Raw genomic sequence first — 18502 nt, 5'->3', positions numbered from 1 at the left:
GCCTCTTCAGTCGCCCCCGAGCGGTGGCCGCGCGCGGAGGAAGGCGATGAGCTTGTCGACCCGCTCCGGCACGAGGTGCCGCTCCCGCCGCAGGAAGCTGATGGGCGCGGCAGGCGCTCTCCAATCGCCCAACAGCTCCACCAGATGCCCCGCTTCGAGCGCGCCGGCGACAAGCCACAGCGGCGCTGCGATCAGCCCGGCCCCCTGGATGCCGGCCAGCGCGGCGGAGGCACCGTCGTCGAAGATCATCGCGGCCTCGGGCACCATCCGGATTTCCTCGCCGTCGCCCCCTGGCCGGCAGAACGTCCATGCTCGAACCTGTCCGTTGTGGGGGTTCCTGAACCCGATCACCCGATGCTGGGCGATGTCCTCGGGGTGCAATGGAAGAGGCTTTCCGCGGAGGTACTGCGGTGCAGCGCAGACCACCCAGGGGAACTTGAACCAGAGGGATTGGAGATGCCCCGGCAGGTCGGACAGCGACCCGCTTCGAATGGCCAGGTCGACGCCGTCCCTCGCGAGGTCGACGAGTTCGTTCGTGGCGCGAAGATCGATCCGGACGGTCGGATGCTCCCGGCCGAACTCCGCGAGCAACGGCGTCAGGACCTCGCGTGCAAAGCCCACCGCCGCCGTGATCCGGATCCAGCCCGAGCTGCCGTCCTGATGGCGCGCCCCCGCGGATTTGCTGAAGACGCTGGCCGCACGCACTGCCTCGCGCGCCGCACTCACCAGCCGCTCGCCGTCCTGGCTCAATGACAGTGCATGCGTGGACCGATGAAAGAGCTTCACGCCGCTGGTCTGCTCCAGCCTCGTGACGGCCTTGGACATGCTCGCCGGGGACATGCCCAGTTGACGGGCCGCTTCCGTCAGCGAGCCGAAATCGACGACCGCGACGAAGCATCGAAGCTGCGAGAGGGAGAGTTCGCTGTCGAGCATGCGGTTCAGGCGATCGCATGTCCCGAAAGGCAACTTTGCCTTGCCCGTCGTGCGGGTTCTCGTGCCCCCCGGCGCCGGGCAGACTTTGCGCATGCCTTGTCCATGGAGATCCACATGTCAGTCCTGATGCAACGACGAAAAGTAACGGCCATCTCTTTGCTTCTGCTTGCCGGTGCGGGTTCGCCGGCGGTTTCGCTCGCCGCGCAATCCATTCCCGCGGGTCCGCCGGCGAAGTCGGATCCGCGCGCGAAGACCTACGAAACCTATCTTTCGGCGTGGGGACCGGTCGACGACGGCAGGCGACTCGCACTCCTGCGGGACAGTCTGTCGGAAGACGTCGTCTTCACCAACCCGATTCAAACACGCCGCGGCATCGCAGAGGTGATCGCACATCTCGAAGCGTTCCAGAAGCGCAGCCCGGGCGGGCTGTTCCGGATGAACGAGATGCTGGGCTGGGAGAACCACGGCCTCGCGACCTGGCAATTCGTCGATGCCAAGGGCGAGGCGGGCTTCTGGGGATACGACGTCGTCGAATTCGACCCGGGTGGCCGCATGCGCACGATCCTTCTCTTCGGACACTCGGAGAAGACGATCCTGAAGTAGCCGGGCGCCAACGCGGCTATGCCACCAGCGCCGCCACCCGCGCCAGCAGATCCGCCTTCGAGAACGGCTTGTCCAGCCCGGTGCAGCACGCCTCCTTCAGGAACTCGCGTGCATCGGGCGACAAGGTGTCGCCGGTCACGAACAGCATGTGCCGCGCAAGCCGCGGGCGGCGCCGGCTCACCTCGCGCCACAGCGCCGCGCCGTCGATGTCGGGCATGCGCAGGTCGGAGACGATCGCGTCGAAGCGCGCCGTCTCCAGCATCGCAAGCGCGACCGCGCCCGATTCGGCGGTCGCCACGTCGTAGCCGGCGCCCTCCAGCATCTCGCGCATCAAGCCCAGCAGCTCGGCCTCGTCGTCGACCACCAGCAGCCGCGCCTGCGCCGGCGCCTCGGCCGGTTCGGCGCGCGGTGCCGCCATCGCCTCGTCGGCGACACCGCTGACCGGCACGCTGAGCCGGAAGCTCGCGCCGCCGTCGGCGCCGGCCGCTTCGAGGATCAGGTCGCCGCCGTGCTCGCGCGCCAGCGAGCGCGACACCGCGAGGCCGAGCCCGGTGCCCATGCCCTCGGCCTTGGTCGTGAAGAACGGCTCGAAGATGCGGGCCGCGAGGTCCGGCGACACGCCCGGCCCGCTGTCGGCAACGCGCAGCCACACGCGCTGCGCGCGGTTGTCGCGCCGCGCCTCGACGCCCGTCTGCACCTTCACGCGCCGGCGCGTGCCTTGCCCGGCCAGCGCCTGCTGCGCATTGATCAGCAGGTTCAGCACCACCTGGCCGATCTGGTCGCCATCGGCATTGATCGACGGCAACGCCGCCTCCAGCTCGGTCTCCAGCTCGATGCCATGCGTGCGGTAGCCGTAGTGCAGCATCTCGACCGCGGCCCGCACCAGGTCGTTGATGTCGACGGTGCCGCGCTGCGGCGGCTTGCTGCGCGCCATGTCGAGGAAGGTGCGCACGATGCGCCCGCAGCGCTCGGCCGCCTCGCGGATGCGCAGCACGTCGGCCTTCAGCGCGTCGTCCTCGCACTTCTCCTCGAGCAGGCTGGCCCGGCCCATCACGATCGCCAGCGGGTTGTTCAGCTCGTGCGCCACGCCGGCCAGCAGGCTGCCCATCGCGGTCAGCTTCTCGCTCTGGCGCAGCGCCTCGCGCTGGCGTTCGATCTGCTCGGCCGCGCCGTGCCGCTCGGTCACGTCGACCATCGACGCGGTGTAGAACGCCGTGCCGCCGACATCGCTGCGCCACAGCACCATCTCGATCGGGAACTCGCGGCCGTCGGCGCGCAGCGCGAACAGCTCCATGCGCCGGCCCAGCACGCGCGGCGCGCCGCCGCCGGCCAGCCGCGCCATGCCGGCGTCGTGCGCCGTACGGTAGCGCTCGGGCATCACGACCTCGCCGACGCGCCGGCCCAGCACCTCGGCGCGGCTGCGGCCGAACATCGCCTCGGCCGACGGGTTGAATTCGACGATGCAGCCCTGCCCGTCGGTCGAGATCAGCGCCGCCAGCGCATGGTCGACGATGGCCGACTTCAGCGCCTCGCTGGCGCGCAGCTGCTCGACCTGGCGGGCCAGCGCCTCTTCGTGCAGCTTCAGTTCGGTGTGGTCGCGCCCGAACACGACGATGGCCTGCACCGGCTCGCCGGCCGGCCCGTACGGCACCATCGTTTCCTGGATGAAGCGCCGCCCGCGCACCGGGTACTCGACCCAGCCCTGCCAGCGCAGCGATTCACCGCCGAACAGCCGCTCGGCCCACGGCAGGTAGCCTTCGTACGACGCGCGGCCGATCACGTCGGCCAGGTGCCGGCCGGCGATCTGCTTCGGCGTCAGCCCGAAGAAGCCGGCCGCCTCGACGTTGGCATAGCGGTAGCGGTGCTCACGGTCGATCACCGCGACGCGCGCGGTGATGTGGTCGAGCAGCGCGCTCATCAGCGCCGGGTCCAGCGCCGCACCGTCCGCCTCGCCGGGGCGCTCGCCCCATCGCAGGTGGCCGGTCCAGCTGAACTCGCGCTGCAGTCCCGTCATGCATCCGCAACGTGGGGCACGAACACGTAGCCCACGTTGCGAACGGTCTTCAGCACTTCCGGCTTGTCGGGGTTGGATTCGATCTTGCGGCGCAGCCGCATCACGCGCAGGTCGATCGAGCGGTCGAACACGTCCCAGCCGCGGTGGTGCGCCTGCTCCATGATCTGGTCGCGGTTCAGCGGCCGGTTCGGGTTGCGCGCGAACAGCGACAGCAGGTCGAACTCGGCGGCACTGATCTCGACCTCGTGGCCGTCGAGCGCGAACAGCCGGCGCTGGTCGAGGTCGAGCTCGCAGGTGCCGAAGCGCACCCGCTTGCTCTGCGTCGGCTGCGACGCGGCGGCCGCGACCTGCGGCGCCAGCCGGGCCAGCGCCACGCGGCGCAGCACCGCGCGGATGCGGGCCAGCAGCTCGCGCATCTCGAACGGCTTGGACACGTAGTCGTCGGCGCCGAGCTCCAGGCCGACGATGCGGTCGACCGATTCGCCGGCGGTCGTCAGCATCACCAGCCCCAGGTGCGGGTGGCGCTCGCGCATCCAGCGGGCGAGCGACAGGCCGTTCTCGCCGGGCATGTTGACGTCGAGGATCGCCAGGTCGGGCAGCGCTTCGGCGAGCATCTCGCGCGCCTGCGCGGCGTCCTGCGCGGTGCGCACGACCAGGCCGTGGCGGCCGAAGTATTCGCTCAGCAGCGAGCGGATCTCCGGTTCGTCGTCGACGACCAGCACGACAGGGATGGCCGCTTGCGCGCCGGACGCCATGGGGAAGATGCCTCGTTGCGGGTTGTCGCGGGGGGTTTGCGGCGGATCATATCGATCCGGCGGCGCAATGCCGGCGCGGTTGGCGCCGCTCAGCACCGCGGTGATCCATTCGGTGGCGGTCGGCGTGTTCATCATGGGCCGCTCACAGGCTCAGGTGCAGGTGGGCGATGTCCTCGCCGAAGGCCTCGCTGCGGAACACCTGCGGCTTGGTGTCGGCGAATTCCAGCCGGTGCGTCTGCGCGAAACGGGCGCGCTGCACCGCGATCCGCGACGGACGACGCACCGGTGTGGCGGCCCGGCGGGAGAACAGGCGTTGCAGCGTGGTGGTGACGAGGGTCGCGGTCATGATGGGAGCTCCGGGCGGTTTTGCGTGTTGGTATGCCGCCAGTGTCGAAGCGGTGGGTATCAACCCCGTTTCCGCAACGCCCGCCATTGTTTCGTTTGTTTCACCACGGGCCGCCCGTATCATCCGGCGATGCCCGCCACCCTCGCCGGCCAGCTCGTCGTGGCCATTTCCTCGCGCGCCCTGTTCGACTTCGAAGAAGAGAACCAGCTCTTCGAAGCCAAGGACGACCGCGCCTACATGCAGCTGCAGTTGCAGCGTGTCGCCGAACCGGCCAAGCCGGGCGTCGCGTTCTCGCTGGTCAACAAGCTGCTGGCGTTCAACGCGGCGTCACCGCAGGCCTCGGTCGAGGTGGTGATCCTGTCGCGCAACGACCCGGTGTCCGGCATGCGGGTGTTCCGCTCGGCCCAGCACTACGGGCTGCCGATCCAGCGCGGCGTGTTCACCCGCGGCGAATCGCCGTGGCGCTACCTGCGCCCGCTGAACGCCCACCTGTTCCTGTCGACCAACGAGGCCGACGTGCGCTCGGCGCTCGACGCCGGCGTGCCGGCCGCGCGCGTCTACCCGCATTCGGCGCGCGCGTCCGACGCGCACCCGCATGAAGTGCGCATCGCGTTCGACGGCGACGCGGTGCTGTTCTCCGACGAGGCCGAGCAGGTGTTCCAGAGCGGCGGGCTCGACGCCTTCCAGGCCCACGAGCGCGACAAGGCGCTGAAGCCGCTGCCGGCCGGGCCGTTCAAGCCGCTGCTCGACGCGCTGCAGCTGCTGCAGCGCCAGGCCTCGCCGGCAATGCGGGTGCGCACCGCGCTGGTCACCGCGCGCAGCGCGCCGGCCCACGAGCGCGCGATCCGCACGTTGATGGACTGGCACATCGAGGTCGACGAGGCGATGTTCCTCGGCGGGCTGCCGAAAGGCGAGTTCCTGCGCGAGTTCGAGCCCGACTTCTTCTTCGACGACCAGACCGGCCACATCGAGAACGCCTCGGCCCACGTGCCGTCGGGCCATGTCGCGGCCGGCGTGTCGAACCTGATCGCGCAGGTGGAGGCGGTGGTCGCCCCGAAGGTTCAGGCCGGGCGCTGACGCCGCCAGCCGAGCCCGGCCGAGGTGCCGGCGCGCGGCCGGTACTCGCAGCCGATGTGGCCGTCCCAGCCGAGTTCGTCGACCACGTCGAACAGGTGGGCGCAGTTCAGCTCGCCGACGTCGGGCTCGTGCCGCAGCGGCACGCCGGCGACCTGCAGGTGCCCGACGCGGCCGCTCGGCAGGTAATGCCGCAGCTTCATCTCGACATCGCCCTCGACGATCTGGCAGTGGTAGAGATCCATCTGCACCTTGAGGTTGGGCCGCCCGAGCTCGACGACGACCGCATGCGCCTCCGACTGCCGGTTCAGGAAGTAGCCCGGGATGTCGCGGGTGTTGATCGGCTCGATCGTCAGCTCGATGCCGGCCGGCGCCGCATGGCCGGCGGCCCAGTCGAGGTTCGCGAGGTAGCACTCGCGCAGCCAGCCGCGGTCGACCTCGGGCGCGGCGATACCCGCCATCACGTGCAGGCGCGGGCAGCCGATCTCGGCGGCCAGCGCGAGCGCGCGCTCAATGCCTTCGCGGAAAGCCGCCTCGCGGCCGGGCAGGCACGCGAGGCCACGCTCGCCTTGCGCGGCATCCCCCGGCGGCGCGTTGAACAGCACCTGCCGCAGCCCGTGGTCCTGCAGCCGCGCCTTCAGCGCCGCAGCCGGCACGTCGTACGGGAACAGGCACTCGACCGCGTCGAAACCGTCGCGCGCCGCGGCGCCGAAGCGGTCGAGGAACTCGTGCTCGGTGTACATCAGGCTCAGGTTGGCGGCGAACTTGGGCATCGCGACACTCCCTTCAGCGACGAGAGGCGCCGTCCTGCGCCTCCATGAACGCGCGCCGGAAGGCCAGCGGCTCCGAGATCCCCTTCAGCGGCGCCTGCGGCGAACCGGCGCCGGAGATCAGCAACGAGCCGAAGTCGAGCAGGCGGCCCATCACCGTCTGGTCGACCTGGATCGATTCCACCTTGTTGATGTTGATCTCGATCGTCTGCCGCGAGATGAAGCCCTGCTTCACGATGACCCGCTTGTTCGTCACCGCGAGCTCGGTGGTCTTGTACATCACGTAGGCGTAGCCCCATGCGATCAGCCCGATGCCGAAGGCTGGCAGCAGCACCAGCCCGACCAGCAGCGGCACCCACAGCGACCAGAGGCTCACGTGGGCGTCGTGCAGCACGCGTTCGTCCTGGGTCAGTGCGCCTTCGATGTAGCTCGACATGGTGGTCCTTGTGTTCCGCGAGAGGGAGGCGCGTGACGATAGCAGCTGCCGGTTGCTACAGTCGGCGCCCCTGCCTGCCGTTCCGCGATGCCGTCCACCATCCGCACCGTCCTGCCGCTGTCCATCGTCACCGCCACCAGCATGCTGGCGATGGACCTGTTCCTGCCGGCCGTGCCGACGCTGCAGGCCTCGCTCGGCATCGACGTCACGCTGGCGCAAGCGACGATCGCGGTGTTCCTGGCCGGGCTGGCCGCGTCGCAGCTGATCTGGGGCGAGGCGATGACGCGGCTCGGTCCGCGCCGCTGCGTGCTGATCGGCGTCTCGCTGCTGGTGCTCAGCGCCTTCGGCTGCGCGCTCGCACCCGACATCGGCTGGCTGCTCGCGATGCGCGCGTTGCAGGGCGCGGCGGCCGGCGCGTCGACGGTGGTCGCGCCGAGCGTCGTGCGGGCGACGCTGTCCGACGAGCATGCGGTGAAAGGCATCGCGTCGATCGCGATGATCGAATCGGCGGTGCCGGCCGCCGGGCCGGTGCTCGGCAGCGCGCTGCTGCTGGCGATGGACTGGCGCGCGACCTTCTGGATCCTCGGCGGCGTCACGCTGCTCGCGCTGCCCTTCGTCGTGCGGGTCACGCCGCGCGAGCTGCCGGGGCTGGACCGCACCGCCGCCGCGGGCTACCTCGCGATCATCGGCAATCGCAAGTACCTGCGCCTCGCGCTGTGCCATGCGCTGTGCTTCGGCGCGCTGCTGAGCTTCGTCGCGAGCGCGCCGCAGCTGATGGTGCACGCCTTCGGATTGGGTGCCGGCAGCTTCGCCGCGCTGCAGCTGATGAGCGTGCTGTGCTTCATGGCCGTGGCCAGCCAGTCCGGGCGCATCAGCCGGCGCTTCGGCCCGGCGCGCGCGGTGCAGTTCGGCTGCGCGGCACACGTGGCGCTGTGCGGCGGCTTCGCGCTGCTGGCCTGGCTCGGCCAGCCGGGATTCGTCGGCGTCGCCGTGTTCTGGTGTGCCTTCTGCGCGGTGCTCGCGGTGCGCGGCCCCGCGGCCTTCAGCGAGGCGCTGGCCTTGCCGCCGGTGCAGATGGGCCGCGCGTCCGCGCTTTTGATGCTGGCCATCCTGGCGGCCGGCGCGCTCGGCACGCAGGGCGTCGCGCCGTTCATGTCGGGCCCGTCGGCACTGCCGCTGGCGCTGGCGATGCTGCTGCTGTGCCTCGCCAGTTTCGCGATGGTGCTGCCGTATCCCCACGTTCGCACTGTCGCTTCACAATCGCCCGCTTCACAATGCCCCCCGTGAACGCCCTCTCGAGATCGGAGATTCCATGTCCTACGTGATGCTCATCGTCGAACCCGTCGAACAGCGCGGCCAGCGCACGCTCGCCGAAGGCCAGGCCGCCTACAACAGCATGCTGGGCTACGCCGAGAAACTGAAGACCCGCGGCGTGCTGAAGAGCGCCGAATCGCTGCTCGCACAGGACCGCGCGGTGCGGGTGCAGAAGCGCGCCGGCGAGAAGCGGCTGGTCGACGGCCCGTTCGCCGAGGCCAAGGAGATGATCGGCGGCTTCTTCCTGCTCGACGTCAAGACGCGCGAAGAGGCGGTGGCCATCGCGGCCGACTGCCCGGCGGCCGAGTGGTGCACGGTCGAGGTGCGCGAACTCGGCCCCTGCTTCGCCTGAGGCCGACGGCAGCTCGATCTGCGGGTTATCCCCAGGTCACTGGCAGCGATGTCGATCCGACGCGTGATCGCCCGTCGTGTGAGCAGGTGCGGACCGTTCGATCCGCCCGTCACACCCAGGAGCCGATCATGCTGAAGTCCACCCTGCTCGTCATCGCCGCCGCGCTCGCGCTGCTGCTGGTCTACGCCGCCACGAAGCCCGACACCTTCCGCGTCGAGCGCAGCCTGCGCATCCAGGCGCCGCCGGAGCGGCTGCACGCGATGATCAACGACCTGCGCAGCTTCAACACCTGGAACCCGTACGAGCGCAAGGACCCGGCGATCAAGGGCAGCTACGGCCCGACCACCGTCGGCGCCGGCGCGCGCTACGGCTGGGAGAGCAACGAGGTCGGCACCGGCAGCCTCGCGATCCTCGAGACCGTGCCGGCGTCGAAGGTCACGATGGCGCTCGATTTCGTGAAGCCGTTCGAAGCCCACAACCAGGCCGAGTTCACGCTGCAGCCCGAGCAGGGCGGCACCCGCGTGACCTGGGCGATGCACGGCCCGGTGCCGTACCTCGGCAAGGTCATGCATGTCTTCATCAACGTCGACCGCATGGTCGGCACCGACTTCGAGGCCGGGCTCGCGAACCTGAAGACCCTGGCCGAGAAAGCGACCTGAGGACCTGGATGGCATCCACAGAGACACACCGTGCGATCGAAGCCGTCTGGCGGGCGGAATCCGCGAAGGTCATCGCCCACGTCGCGCGCATCGTGCGCGACGTCGGGCTGGCCGAGGAGCTCGCGCAGGACGCGCTGCTCGCCGCGCTGGAGCACTGGGGCGACGGCGTGCTGCCCGACAACCCGGCGGCCTGGCTGATGACCACCGCCAAGAACCGCGCGCTCGACCGGCTGCGGCAGGATGCGCTGCATGCCCGCAAGCACGAGGAACTCGGCCACGAGCTGGACGCGATGCAGGCCCACGTGGTGCCGGACTTCGTCGACGGGCTCGACGCGGCGCGCGAGGACGACATCGGCGACGACCTGCTGCGGCTGATCTTCACCGCCTGCCACCCGGTGCTGTCGACCGATGCGCGCGTCGCGCTGACGCTGCGGCTGCTGGGCGGCCTGACCACCGACGAGATCGCGCGCGCCTTCCTGGTGCCCGAGCCGACCATCGCGCAGCGCATCGTGCGCGCCAAGCGCACGCTGAGCGCGGCCCGCGTGCCGTTCGAGGTGCCGCAGGCCGCCGAACGCGCGGCGCGTCTCGCGTCGGTGCTGGAGGTGATCTACCTGGTCTTCAACGAAGGCTATTCGGCGACCGCCGGCGACGACTGGATGCGCCCGGCGATGTGCGACGAGGCGCTGCGGCTCGGCCGCGTGCTGGCCGGCCTGATGCCTGCCGAGAGCGAAGTGCACGGCCTGCTCGCGCTGATGGAGATCCAGGCCTCGCGCACGCCGGCACGCACCGATGCGCAGGGCCGTGCGGTGCTGCTGATGGAGCAGGACCGCAGCCGCTGGGATGCGCAGATGATCGGCCGCGGCCTCGCGGCGCTCGCGCAGTCGGAGGCGCTGGGTGGCGCGCGCGGGCCGTATGCGCTGCAGGCGGCGCTGGCGGCCTGCCATGCGCGGGCGCGCAGCGCCGACGAGACCGACTGGGTGCAGATCGTCGCGCTGTACGACGCGCTGGAGCAGGTGGCGCCGTCGCCGGTCGTCGCGCTGAACCGCGCGGTGGCGGTCGGCATGGCGTTCGGGCCGGCGGCCGGGCTGGAACTGGTCGACGAGCTCGAAGCGGAGCCGGCGCTCGCGAACTACCACTGGCTGCCGAGCGTGCGCGCCGACCTGCTGGCGCGGCTGGGCCGGCATGCCGAGGCACGCGAGGCCTTCGAGCGTGCCGCCGAGATGACGCGCAACGAGCGCGAGCGCGAGCTGCTGCTGCAGCGGGCGCGGGAGCTGCCGGGCTGACCCTCGCCGGTTTTGCTATGGCGAGGGCCCAAAATTTCATTTGTGCCCGACCGAAGCGATGGCTACGCTGTCGCCCCATGACCTGGCCGACCTCCTTGCCGCTGATCGCGATCCTGCGCGGCATCCGTCCCGAAGAAGCCCTGCCCCATGCGCAGGCGCTGATCGACGCCGGCTTCGATGCGATCGAAGTCCCGCTGAACTCGCCGCAATGGCAGAAGAGCGTCGCCGACGTCGTGCAGCGCTTCGGCAGCCGCGCGCTGGTCGGCGGCGGCACGGTGCTGAAGCCGGCCGATGTCGATGCGCTGGTGGACGTCGGCGCCAAGCTGGTCGTGACGCCGAACACCCGGCCGTCGCTGATCGAGTACGCGACGAAGCGTGGTCTGCAGGTGGCCGCCGGCTTCGCGACCGCCAGCGAGGCCTTCGACGCGCTCGATGCCGGCGCACAGGCGCTGAAGCTGTTCCCGGCCACCACCTACGGCACCGGCCACGTGAAGGCGCTGAAGGCGGTGCTGCCGGCCGGCGTGCCGCTGTTCGCGGTGGGCGGCGTCACGCCGGCCAACCTGGGCGAGTACCTGGCGGCCGGCTGCATCGGTGCCGGGCTCGGCAGCGACCTCTACAAGCCGGGCCAGGACGTGTCGCGCACCGGCGAGATGGCGCGCGCCTTCGTCGCCGCATGGCAAGCCGCTCGCGGCTGAAGAACACAAGCGCGCGTCGCCGAGGCGACCCGCACCACGGAGACACGGACAAGATGATCGCCATCGACTGGGGCACGAGCAGCCTGCGCGCCTACCGACTCGACGCCGCCGGCCAGGTGCTCGCGCAACGCAGCAGCCCGGCCGCGCTGCTGGCCTGCCAGGGCCGCTTCGAGGCGGTGCTGGCCGAGCAGATCGACGGCTGGGCCGACCGCCACATCGTGATGGCCGGCATGATCGGCAGCCGCAACGGCTGGCGCGAGGTGCCGTACGTCGCCTGCCCGGCCGGGGCCGACGCGATCGCCGCCGGCATGCTGGCCTTCGAGGCGCCGGCGTTGCCGGGCCGCGAGCTCTTCATCGCCCCCGGCATGAGCGACCGGCCCCCGCAAGGCGCGCCCGAGGTGATGCGCGGCGAGGAGACCCAGGTGCTGGGCCTGCTCGACGACCTGGCCGGCCCGGGCCCGCACACGCTGTGCCTGCCGGGCACGCACAGCAAGTGGATCACCGTCGAGCAGGGGCACATCGCCCGCATCCACACCGCGATGACCGGTGAGCTCTACGCGCTGATGACGCAGCACAGCCTGCTCGGCGCGCTGATGGACAAGGACGCCGGCGACGACGAAGCCGCGTTCGCACGCGGGCTCGAGGCCAGCCGCGGCAGCGGCGGCCTGCCGAACCAGCTCTTCAGCGTGCGGACACTCGGGCTGTTCGGCGAGCTGAGCGGCACGGCGGCGCCGTCGTACCTGTCCGGCCTGCTGGTCGGCCACGAACTGAACGGGCTGGCGCCGGCGAACGGCACGGTCCACCTGATCGGCAGCGCCGCACTGACCCGCCGCTACGAGCGCGCGCTGGCGGTGCGCGGGCTGCAGGCGATCGCCCATGCCGAGGCGCTGACCGCGCGCGGCCTGCACCGGCTGGCCCGCGCGCGCGGGCTGGTCGGCTGAACCCGAAGGAAGCTTTCGATGACCATCCCCCGTTTCGCCCACTACCCGAGCCTCGAAGGCCGCACCGTCTTCATCAGCGGCGGCACCACCGGCATCGGCACCGCGTTCGTCGAGCACTTCCATGCGCAAGGCGCCAAGGTCGGCTTCGTCGGCCGCAACCGCGAGGCGGCCGATGCGTTGCTGGCGGGCATCGCCGCCCGGCCGAACCCGCACGGCGCGCCGGCGCCGCTGTTCATCCCGTGCGACGTGACCGACGTCGCGGCGCTGCAGGCAGCCATCGCGCAGACGCGCAGCGCGTTCGGGCCGATCGGCGCGCTGGTCAACAACGCGGCCAACGACCAGCGCCACCAGGTCGAGGAAGTGACGCCTGAGTTCTGGGACCAGTGCATGAACGTCAACCTGCGCCACCAGTTCTTCGCGGCACAGGCGGTGGTCGACGACATGGCCGGGCTGGGCGGTGGATCGATCATCAACCTCGGCTCGATCAGCTGGATGATCAAGGGCGCCGGCTACCCGGCGTATGCGACGACCAAGGCCGCGATCCACGGCCTGACCCGCTCGCTCGCGAAGGACCTGGGCAAGCGCAACATCCGCGTCAACGCGCTGGTGCCGGGCTGGGTGATGACGGACAAGCAGCTGAAGATGTGGGTCACGCCGGAGTCCGAGAAGGACCTCGACGCGAACCAGTGCCTGCCGGGGCGGCTTCAGTCGGAAGACATCGCGACGATGGCGCTGTTCCTCGCCGCCGACGATTCGAAGATGTGCACCGCGCAGAGCTTCGTCGTCGACGCGGGCTGGTCCTGATCCGCCGGGGTCAGTTCAGGTCGTAGGACGGCTTGAAGCGGAAGCGGTCTTCGACCTCGGTGTCGGCGAAGCCGAACTCGCGGTCCGGGTCGACCACGGTGTCCTGCATGTCGTCGCCATAGCCGGTGTCACCGCGGCTCACGCGCAGCCACAGGCGGTGCAGCAGCTTGGCCACTTCTGCGGTCGACGACTCGGGTGCTGACATCGGATGCCTTTCGCGGGGCCGCACGGGGCGGCGACAGGCTCCAGATGGCAAGTTGCGGACCAGGGGCAGGGTCGGCGCCGCGCCCGGCAGCGGACCTGACGCCGCAGGTCATCCGGTGCGAAATCCGTCACATCGCTGACCGACCTGGTTCAGGACTGCCGCGGCGTGTCAGGCACCGCTGCACGGCTCTACGGCCCGATCAGCGCGACGGTGCGTTCCACATCGCGTTCGAACGCCGCGATCGACAGCTCGGAGATCGACGCATGCAACATCACCGTGCGCGCGACCTCGGCGTTGTCCTCGAACGCGGTGCGCAGCGCGGCGCGCTGATCGGCGGGCAGCACGCGGATCAGCGCCGCCATCAGCGCGTCGATCGCGACCAGCGAGCCCTTCAGGTCGCAGATGCGTTCGGTGGCTTCCTGCAGGTTCTTCATGTTGCGCCTCCAATGAAAAAACCGCGACCGAGGCCGCGGTTTTCAGGGGATGGTACTCCGTGGCGGACGCCGTGCGTCAACCCCAGGCCCGCCCCAGGTCAGTCTCAGACCAGGCCGCTGCGGATCTGCTTGCAGATGTTCTGGCCGGTGAGCGTGATCTGCAACGCGCCGCCGCGCCACTCGAACCAGTCGAGCGCCACGTACTCGTCGATCAGCTTCGCATTGATCTGTTCGGCCTGCCGGTGCTGCAGCAGCTCCACCGTGCCGAGCAACGCGTTGCGCAGCGCCTGTCGTTTGAGTGCCGCGGGGGTCACGGAGGTGGCGGGGGGGCGAGCGGGCGCTTCGGTCGAGGGTCGGCGAGGCGCGGAACGGGTCATGCTCATGAGGCCTTTCGTGAACGACTTTGAACGGCGAACCCTCCGACAGTACCACCGCGGTCCGACATACCTGTGACGATTTCAAGGAGATTTGCCCGCCGCAAGCGATTCAGGGCGGCGGAGCGACGGCCGCCTCGTCGTCGGTCAGCGTCATCAGGATGTCGGCATACCACGCGCAGTTCAGCCCCAGCGATTCATCGTTTTCCAGGTCGCGTCCGCCCATGTCCATGCGCGACGAATGGATCCCGAGCAGCTTCCACGGCAGCGCATCGCCCTGCGAGTGGCGCATCACGACCGGCGCACCGCTGGTGCCGCGGTGGGTGCGCGCGTCGGTCAGGAAGTAGCCCTGCCCCTGGAAGCGCACGCCGAACGACGATGCGATCGCCGCCTGCCGCACCACCGGCAGGTGATGCACCACGTCGTGGAAACCGAGCGGAAAACCGACCACCAGCAGCGAGCTGCCGACCTCCACCTCGTCGAGCGAATGCTGCAGGTGCTCGGGCGTGAACGGCACCATTGCCACGCCGGCGGGCAGCGCCGCGCGCTCGATCTCGAGCACCGCGACGTCGATCTCGCCACCGGCGTCGCGCCCCTGGCGCCAGACGCTCTTGCCGTCGCGGTACAGCAGCATCGACAGCCCGATCGAGCGGGTCAGGTTGACCGCATCGGTGTGCAGTTCGATCTCGACGCGGCTCGGGTAGTGCTTGCTCGGCGCGTCGATCAGCACGTGGCGGCTGGTGACGAGGAAGAGCCGCCCGTCGCGCTCGAAGAAGAAGCCGCTCGCACCGGTCAGCGGGAGGGTGCCGTCGAAGGTGGAGACTCGGGCGCTGGTCAGCAGCAGGGGTTCGATCATGGCCCCGAGTGTGGGGCCTGCCGGAGTCCGCAGAGGGCGCTGACCTAGAATCGACCTTCCGTCTGACCGACAGCCACTGGATCTACACCATGTACCGCTGTGTGATCGCTGCCACCGCAGCCCTCGCCTTCGCCTGCGCCGCCCTCCCCGCTTCCGCCCAGGTCCAGTCCGATCCCCAGGCCCCGGCCCAGGCGCAGCGCCCGTTCCCGCGGAGCGCCTTGCGTGGCGTGATCGCCTTCGACAACCCGCCGCAGGTCACGCTGAACGGCAAGCCGGCACAGCTCGCGCCGGGCGTTCGCATCCGCGGCCAGAACAACCTGCTGGTGCTGACCGGCCCGCTGGTCGGCAGCAAGCTGGTCGTGCACTACACCACCGAATTCACCGGCCTGATCAAGGACGTGTGGATCCTGCGCGACGAAGAGATCAAGGTCGTGCCGTGGCCGACCACGGTCGAGCAGACGCAGGCCTGGAGTTTCGACCAGGGCGCCCAGGTCTGGACCAAGCCGTGACGAGGTCGTGATGGAAGAACGCACCAAGAAGGTCTACATCAAGACCTTCGGCTGCCAGATGAACGAGTACGACTCGGACAAGATGTCCGACGTCATGCACGCGGCCGAAGGCTACGAACCGACGCAGGACCCGGAGCAGGCCGACCTGATCCTGTTCAACACCTGCTCGGTGCGCGAGAAGGCTCAGGAGAAGGTGTTCAGCGACCTCGGCCGCGTGAAGCACCTGAAGGCCAAGGGCGTGATGATCGGCGTCGGCGGCTGCGTCGCGAGCCAGGAAGGCGCGGCCATCATCGAGCGCGCGCCGTACGTCGACGTGGTGTTCGGTCCGCAGACGCTGCACCGCCTGCCCGAGCTGCTGAAGCAGCGCCAGCGGCAGCAGCGGCAGCAGGTCGACATCAGCTTTCCCGAGATCGAGAAGTTCGACCACCTGCCGCCGGCGCGGGTCGACGGCGCGACCGCCTTCGTGTCGATCATGGAAGGCTGCTCGAAGTACTGCAGCTACTGCGTCGTGCCGTACACCCGTGGCGAAGAGGTCTCGCGGCCGTTCGACGACGTGCTGGTCGAGGTGGCGGGCCTGGCCGACCAGGGCGTCAAGGAAGTGACGCTGCTCGGCCAGAACGTCAACGCCTACCGCGGCGCGATGGGCGGCACCGCCGAGATCGCCGACTTCGCGCTGCTGATCGAGTACGTCGCCGCGATCCCCGGCATCCAGCGCATCCGCTACACCACCAGCCACCCGAACGAGTTCACGAACCGGCTGGTCGAGGTGTATGGCCGCGTGCCGCAGCTCGTCAACCACCTGCACCTGCCGGTGCAGCACGGCAGCGACCGCATCCTGATGGCGATGAAGCGCGGCTACACGGTGCTCGAGTACAAGAGCACGATCCGCAAGCTGCGCGCGGTGCGCCCGGACATCAGCCTGTCGAGCGACTTCATCGTCGGCTTCCCCGGCGAGACCGAAGACGATTTCACGAAGATGATGAAGCTGATCGACGACGTCGGCTTCGATTCGAGCTTCAGCTTCATCTACAGCCCGCGCCCCGGCACGCCGGCCGCGGCGCTGGCCGACGGCACCCCGCACGAGACCAAGCTGGCGCGGCTGCAGCACCTGCAGGCGGCGATCGAGGACAACCAGCGGCGCATCGGGCAGTCGCGCGTCGGCACGGTGCAGCGCATCCTGGTCGAAGGGCCGTCGCGCAAGGATGCGAACGAGCTGATGGGCCGCACCGAATGCAACCGCATCGTCAACTTCGCCGGCCCGGCACGGCTGGTCGGGCAGATGATCGACGTGACCATCACGCAGGCCTACCCGCATTCGCTGCGCGCGGAAGCGGTGACGCGGGAAGAAGAAGCGATCGTCTAGCGCCGTCCGGGGCCGAAGCCGGCCCACCACAGCGTCAACGCGCAGCCGGCGACCATCGCCCCATAGGTCGCCATCTTGCCGTCGCGCCCGAGCCAGGCCAGGCCGACGATGGTGACGACGCTGGCGACACCGGCCGACCACAGCCACAGCCGTGCCCAGCGGACGCCGGCCAGCTCACGGCGCCACAGCAGTTTGGTCATCGCCGACGCGATGCCGGTGACGCCGAAGGCGGGGCCGAGGAAGTTCAACAAATGCCACAGTGCGTCCAAGGGTCCCATCGACTGGTTCTCGCAAAAGCTGGCCCGGAAGTTGCCGACAAACCGCTACATTGTGACGAATCGTCAGCGCCTATGACGGTCTTGAGAATCGGCAAACGCCGGGCAGCGCGGCAAATTTTATAATCTGGGAATGAGTGTTTTTGCCCTCGGACTGAACCACACGACGGCTCCGCTGGATTTGCGGGGCCGTTTTGCGTTCACGCTCGAGCAGCTGGCACCGACGCTGCAGGGTTTTCGCGAACGGGTCTCGCGCCCGAGCGGCAGCCCCGAAGCCGCGATCCTGTCCACCTGCAACCGCACCGAGCTGTACTGCGCGGCCGAGCCGGCGCTGGTGCGTCCGGCGATCGACTGGCTGGCCGGCGTGGGCGGCGTCGCGAGCCAGCACTTCATGGACCACGCCTACGTGCTTGAAGGCGGCGCCGCGGCGCGCCATGCCTTCCGCGTCGCGAGCGGCCTCGATTCGATGGTGCTCGGCGAGCCGCAGATCCTCGGCCAGTTGAAGCAGGCGGTGCGCGAGGCCAGCAGCGCCGGCACGCTGGGCACGACGCTGCACCAGATGTTCCAGCGCTCGTTCGCGGTCGCGAAGGACGTGCGCACCTCCACCGAGATCGGCTCTCATTCGATCAGCATGGCCGCCGCCGCGGTTCGCCTCGCGTCGCAGCTGTTCGAAGACCTGCGCGAGACCAAGGTGCTGTTCGTCGGCGCCGGCGAGATGATCGAGCTGGTCGCGACGCACTTCGCGGCCCGGGTGCCACGGGCGATGGCGGTGGCCAACCGCACGCTGGAACGCGGCGAGAAGCTGGCCGGGCGTTTCGGCGCCGAGGCGATCCGGCTGTCGGACCTGCCGGCCCGGCTCGGCGAGTTCGATGCGGTGATCTCGTGCACCGCGAGCTCGCTGCCGATCATCGGCCTGGGCGCCGTCGAGCGCGCCCTGAAGGCCCGCAAGCACCGCCCGATGTTCATGGTCGACCTGGCCGTGCCGCGCGACATCGAACCCGAGGTGTCGCGGCTGAACGACGTCTACCTCTACACCGTCGACGACCTGTCGGCGCTGGTGCAGACGGCCGGCGAGAAGCGCCAGGCCGCGGTCGAGCAGGCCGAGGTCATCATCGAAAGCGGCGTGCAGAGCTTCGTGCACTGGCTCGACCAGCGCGGCACGGTGCCGCTGATCCAGGCGCTGAACGCACAGGCCGACGACTGGCGCGCTGCCGAGATCGCGCGCGCCCGCAAGATGCTGGCGAAGGGCGAGGACCTCGACGCGGTGCTGGAAGCGCTGAGCCGCGGCCTGACGCAGAAGATGCTGCACGGCACGCTGGCCGAACTGCATGCGGCCGACGGCGAACACCGCGCCGCGCTCGCGCAGACGGTGTCGCGGCTGTTCCTGCGCGGCGCGCCGCGCAAGCCCGGCGACCATCACTAGCGACGCCCCGTCATCCGCCGCATCACGGCGGAGCGGGCGCATCCTGTGCGGCTTCGGCCGCGCGCCGGCTCCGCGAACCTTTTC

General features: G+C 70.0%; 23 protein-coding genes. 12 read left to right on the top strand and 11 right to left on the bottom strand.

From position 1 onward, the window contains the following. Nucleotides 1-6: 6 nt before the first annotated feature. Nucleotides 7-933, bottom strand: coding sequence for a LysR family transcriptional regulator (locus ASC98_RS25005; RefSeq protein ID WP_056817212.1), 927 nt, complete (start codon nucleotides 931-933; stop codon nucleotides 7-9). 114 nt (nucleotides 934-1047) lie between these two features. Between ASC98_RS25005 and ASC98_RS29835 the strand changes: the two genes are divergently transcribed. Continuing rightward, a complete protein-coding gene (locus tag ASC98_RS29835) occupies nucleotides 1048-1536 on the top strand; it encodes a nuclear transport factor 2 family protein (protein ID WP_162249342.1) in 489 nt (162 codons plus the stop codon). Between the two features lie 16 nt (nucleotides 1537-1552). Here the strand turns inward: ASC98_RS29835 and ASC98_RS24995 are convergent, their stop codons facing one another. The 3 genes from ASC98_RS24995 to ASC98_RS24985 are packed head-to-tail and all read right to left on the bottom strand — an operon-like array spanning nucleotide 1553 to nucleotide 4651. Beyond that, nucleotides 1553-3550 (bottom strand): PAS domain S-box protein, encoded by a 1998-nt coding sequence (locus ASC98_RS24995; protein ID WP_056817206.1) that lies wholly within the window; start codon nucleotides 3548-3550, stop codon nucleotides 1553-1555. Next, nucleotides 3547-4440: a response regulator gene (locus ASC98_RS24990; RefSeq protein ID WP_235581388.1), complete on the bottom strand. Its 894-nt coding sequence runs from the start codon at nucleotides 4438-4440 to the stop codon at nucleotides 3547-3549. The genes ASC98_RS24995 and ASC98_RS24990 overlap by 4 nt, the downstream gene beginning before the upstream one ends. Nucleotides 4441-4447: 7 nt before the next feature. Further along, nucleotides 4448-4651, bottom strand: a complete 204-nt coding sequence (locus tag ASC98_RS24985) for a hypothetical protein (protein WP_056817203.1) — start codon at nucleotides 4649-4651, stop codon at nucleotides 4448-4450. Nucleotides 4652-4780: 129 nt separating this feature from the next. Here ASC98_RS24985 and ASC98_RS24980 point away from each other — a divergent pair, with 129 nt between their 5' ends. After that, the gene (locus tag ASC98_RS24980) at nucleotides 4781-5728 is read left to right on the top strand and encodes a 5'-nucleotidase (RefSeq protein WP_056817200.1); all 948 of its coding nucleotides are present in this window, start codon (nucleotides 4781-4783) and stop codon (nucleotides 5726-5728) included. On the opposite strand, the gene otnI is transcribed toward ASC98_RS24980, so the two are convergent. Together otnI and ASC98_RS24970 are read right to left on the bottom strand one after the other, a co-directional pair. Continuing rightward, nucleotides 5713-6498 (bottom strand): 2-oxo-tetronate isomerase, encoded by a 786-nt coding sequence (gene otnI / locus ASC98_RS24975; RefSeq protein WP_056817198.1) that lies wholly within the window; start codon nucleotides 6496-6498, stop codon nucleotides 5713-5715. The two genes, ASC98_RS24980 and otnI, sit on opposite strands and share 16 nt — an antisense overlap. A gap of 13 nt (nucleotides 6499-6511) precedes the next feature. Then, complete coding sequence (locus ASC98_RS24970; RefSeq protein ID WP_056817195.1) at nucleotides 6512-6931, bottom strand: PH domain-containing protein; 420 nt, start codon at nucleotides 6929-6931, stop codon at nucleotides 6512-6514. A gap of 87 nt (nucleotides 6932-7018) precedes the next feature. Between ASC98_RS24970 and ASC98_RS24965 the strand changes: the two genes are divergently transcribed. The 7 genes from ASC98_RS24965 (at nucleotide 7019) to ASC98_RS24935 (ending at nucleotide 12979) form a co-directional block, all read left to right on the top strand. Further along, nucleotides 7019-8218, top strand: a complete 1200-nt coding sequence (locus ASC98_RS24965) for an MFS transporter (protein ID WP_056817193.1) — start codon at nucleotides 7019-7021, stop codon at nucleotides 8216-8218. 25 nt (nucleotides 8219-8243) lie between these two features. Further along, on the top strand, nucleotides 8244-8597 hold the full coding sequence (locus tag ASC98_RS24960; protein WP_056817190.1) for a YciI family protein: 354 nt from the start codon (nucleotides 8244-8246) through the stop codon (nucleotides 8595-8597). Between the two features lie 128 nt (nucleotides 8598-8725). Then, entirely contained in the window at nucleotides 8726-9256 is a 531-nt protein-coding gene (locus ASC98_RS24955; RefSeq protein WP_056817188.1) for an SRPBCC family protein, read from the top strand. Between the two features lie 8 nt (nucleotides 9257-9264). Beyond that, on the top strand, nucleotides 9265-10539 hold the full coding sequence (locus tag ASC98_RS24950; protein ID WP_056817186.1) for an RNA polymerase sigma factor: 1275 nt from the start codon (nucleotides 9265-9267) through the stop codon (nucleotides 10537-10539). Between the two features lie 77 nt (nucleotides 10540-10616). Beyond that, complete coding sequence (locus ASC98_RS24945; protein WP_056817182.1) at nucleotides 10617-11234, top strand: 2-dehydro-3-deoxy-6-phosphogalactonate aldolase; 618 nt, start codon at nucleotides 10617-10619, stop codon at nucleotides 11232-11234. Nucleotides 11235-11287: 53 nt separating this feature from the next. Further along, nucleotides 11288-12175 carry a 2-dehydro-3-deoxygalactonokinase gene (locus ASC98_RS24940; RefSeq protein ID WP_056817482.1) on the top strand — a complete coding sequence of 296 codons (888 nt, stop codon included), beginning with the start codon at nucleotides 11288-11290 and terminating at the stop codon, nucleotides 12173-12175. A gap of 18 nt (nucleotides 12176-12193) precedes the next feature. Then, a complete protein-coding gene (locus ASC98_RS24935) occupies nucleotides 12194-12979 on the top strand; it encodes an SDR family NAD(P)-dependent oxidoreductase (RefSeq protein ID WP_056817180.1) in 786 nt (261 codons plus the stop codon). A gap of 10 nt (nucleotides 12980-12989) precedes the next feature. On the opposite strand, the gene ASC98_RS30845 is transcribed toward ASC98_RS24935, so the two are convergent. From ASC98_RS30845 to ASC98_RS24920, 4 genes are all read right to left on the bottom strand, one after another. Beyond that, the gene (locus ASC98_RS30845; protein WP_157598209.1) at nucleotides 12990-13184 is read right to left on the bottom strand and encodes a hypothetical protein; all 195 of its coding nucleotides are present in this window, start codon (nucleotides 13182-13184) and stop codon (nucleotides 12990-12992) included. 188 nt (nucleotides 13185-13372) lie between these two features. Further along, on the bottom strand, nucleotides 13373-13618 hold the full coding sequence (locus ASC98_RS24930) for a hypothetical protein (RefSeq protein WP_056817179.1): 246 nt from the start codon (nucleotides 13616-13618) through the stop codon (nucleotides 13373-13375). A 104-nt stretch (nucleotides 13619-13722) separates the two neighbouring features. Further along, the gene (locus ASC98_RS24925; RefSeq protein WP_056817178.1) at nucleotides 13723-13932 is read right to left on the bottom strand and encodes a hypothetical protein; all 210 of its coding nucleotides are present in this window, start codon (nucleotides 13930-13932) and stop codon (nucleotides 13723-13725) included. A gap of 172 nt (nucleotides 13933-14104) precedes the next feature. Beyond that, nucleotides 14105-14848, bottom strand: coding sequence for a serine protease (locus tag ASC98_RS24920; RefSeq protein WP_056817176.1), 744 nt, complete (start codon nucleotides 14846-14848; stop codon nucleotides 14105-14107). An 89-nt stretch (nucleotides 14849-14937) separates the two neighbouring features. Here ASC98_RS24920 and ASC98_RS24915 point away from each other — a divergent pair, with 89 nt between their 5' ends. After that, on the top strand, nucleotides 14938-15357 hold the full coding sequence (locus ASC98_RS24915; protein WP_082542226.1) for a hypothetical protein: 420 nt from the start codon (nucleotides 14938-14940) through the stop codon (nucleotides 15355-15357). Between the two features lie 10 nt (nucleotides 15358-15367). Further along, nucleotides 15368-16720 (top strand): tRNA (N6-isopentenyl adenosine(37)-C2)-methylthiotransferase MiaB, encoded by a 1353-nt coding sequence (miaB, locus tag ASC98_RS24910; RefSeq protein WP_056817173.1) that lies wholly within the window; start codon nucleotides 15368-15370, stop codon nucleotides 16718-16720. Here the strand turns inward: miaB and ASC98_RS24905 are convergent. Further along, nucleotides 16717-16998 carry a hypothetical protein gene (locus ASC98_RS24905; RefSeq protein ID WP_056817170.1) on the bottom strand — a complete coding sequence of 94 codons (282 nt, stop codon included), beginning with the start codon at nucleotides 16996-16998 and terminating at the stop codon, nucleotides 16717-16719. The genes miaB and ASC98_RS24905 overlap by 4 nt on opposite strands. Before the next feature lie 130 nt (nucleotides 16999-17128). On the opposite strand from ASC98_RS24905, the gene hemA reads away from it, so the two are divergent. Then, nucleotides 17129-18418 carry a glutamyl-tRNA reductase gene (gene hemA, locus ASC98_RS24900; RefSeq protein WP_056817167.1) on the top strand — a complete coding sequence of 430 codons (1290 nt, stop codon included), beginning with the start codon at nucleotides 17129-17131 and terminating at the stop codon, nucleotides 18416-18418. Nucleotides 18419-18502: the final 84 nt, after the last annotated feature.

This window comes from Rhizobacter sp. Root1238 (assembly GCF_001425825.1).
In the GTDB taxonomy this organism is placed as follows: Bacteria; Pseudomonadota; Gammaproteobacteria; order Burkholderiales; family Burkholderiaceae_C; genus Rhizobacter.
This window is presented reverse-complemented; position numbering and strand designations above follow the sequence as displayed.

Coding starts and splice junctions, on each gene's coding strand:
- ASC98_RS25005 (WP_056817212.1), bottom strand. CDS start 933: ATGCTCGACAGCGAACTCTCCCTCTCGCAGCTTCGATGCTTCGTCGCG.
- ASC98_RS29835 (WP_162249342.1), top strand. CDS start 1,048: ATGTCAGTCCTGATGCAACGACGAAAAGTAACGGCCATCTCTTTGCTT.
- ASC98_RS24995 (WP_056817206.1), bottom strand. CDS start 3,550: ATGACGGGACTGCAGCGCGAGTTCAGCTGGACCGGCCACCTGCGATGG.
- ASC98_RS24990 (WP_235581388.1), bottom strand. CDS start 4,440: ATGATGAACACGCCGACCGCCACCGAATGGATCACCGCGGTGCTGAGC.
- ASC98_RS24985 (WP_056817203.1), bottom strand. CDS start 4,651: ATGACCGCGACCCTCGTCACCACCACGCTGCAACGCCTGTTCTCCCGC.
- ASC98_RS24980 (WP_056817200.1), top strand. CDS start 4,781: ATGCCCGCCACCCTCGCCGGCCAGCTCGTCGTGGCCATTTCCTCGCGC.
- otnI (WP_056817198.1), bottom strand. CDS start 6,498: ATGCCCAAGTTCGCCGCCAACCTGAGCCTGATGTACACCGAGCACGAG.
- ASC98_RS24970 (WP_056817195.1), bottom strand. CDS start 6,931: ATGTCGAGCTACATCGAAGGCGCACTGACCCAGGACGAACGCGTGCTG.
- ASC98_RS24965 (WP_056817193.1), top strand. CDS start 7,019: ATGCCGTCCACCATCCGCACCGTCCTGCCGCTGTCCATCGTCACCGCC.
- ASC98_RS24960 (WP_056817190.1), top strand. CDS start 8,244: ATGTCCTACGTGATGCTCATCGTCGAACCCGTCGAACAGCGCGGCCAG.
- ASC98_RS24955 (WP_056817188.1), top strand. CDS start 8,726: ATGCTGAAGTCCACCCTGCTCGTCATCGCCGCCGCGCTCGCGCTGCTG.
- ASC98_RS24950 (WP_056817186.1), top strand. CDS start 9,265: ATGGCATCCACAGAGACACACCGTGCGATCGAAGCCGTCTGGCGGGCG.
- ASC98_RS24945 (WP_056817182.1), top strand. CDS start 10,617: ATGACCTGGCCGACCTCCTTGCCGCTGATCGCGATCCTGCGCGGCATC.
- ASC98_RS24940 (WP_056817482.1), top strand. CDS start 11,288: ATGATCGCCATCGACTGGGGCACGAGCAGCCTGCGCGCCTACCGACTC.
- ASC98_RS24935 (WP_056817180.1), top strand. CDS start 12,194: ATGACCATCCCCCGTTTCGCCCACTACCCGAGCCTCGAAGGCCGCACC.
- ASC98_RS30845 (WP_157598209.1), bottom strand. CDS start 13,184: ATGTCAGCACCCGAGTCGTCGACCGCAGAAGTGGCCAAGCTGCTGCAC.
- ASC98_RS24930 (WP_056817179.1), bottom strand. CDS start 13,618: ATGAAGAACCTGCAGGAAGCCACCGAACGCATCTGCGACCTGAAGGGC.
- ASC98_RS24920 (WP_056817176.1), bottom strand. CDS start 14,848: ATGATCGAACCCCTGCTGCTGACCAGCGCCCGAGTCTCCACCTTCGAC.
- ASC98_RS24915 (WP_082542226.1), top strand. CDS start 14,938: ATGTACCGCTGTGTGATCGCTGCCACCGCAGCCCTCGCCTTCGCCTGC.
- miaB (WP_056817173.1), top strand. CDS start 15,368: ATGGAAGAACGCACCAAGAAGGTCTACATCAAGACCTTCGGCTGCCAG.
- ASC98_RS24905 (WP_056817170.1), bottom strand. CDS start 16,998: ATGGGACCCTTGGACGCACTGTGGCATTTGTTGAACTTCCTCGGCCCC.
- hemA (WP_056817167.1), top strand. CDS start 17,129: ATGAGTGTTTTTGCCCTCGGACTGAACCACACGACGGCTCCGCTGGAT.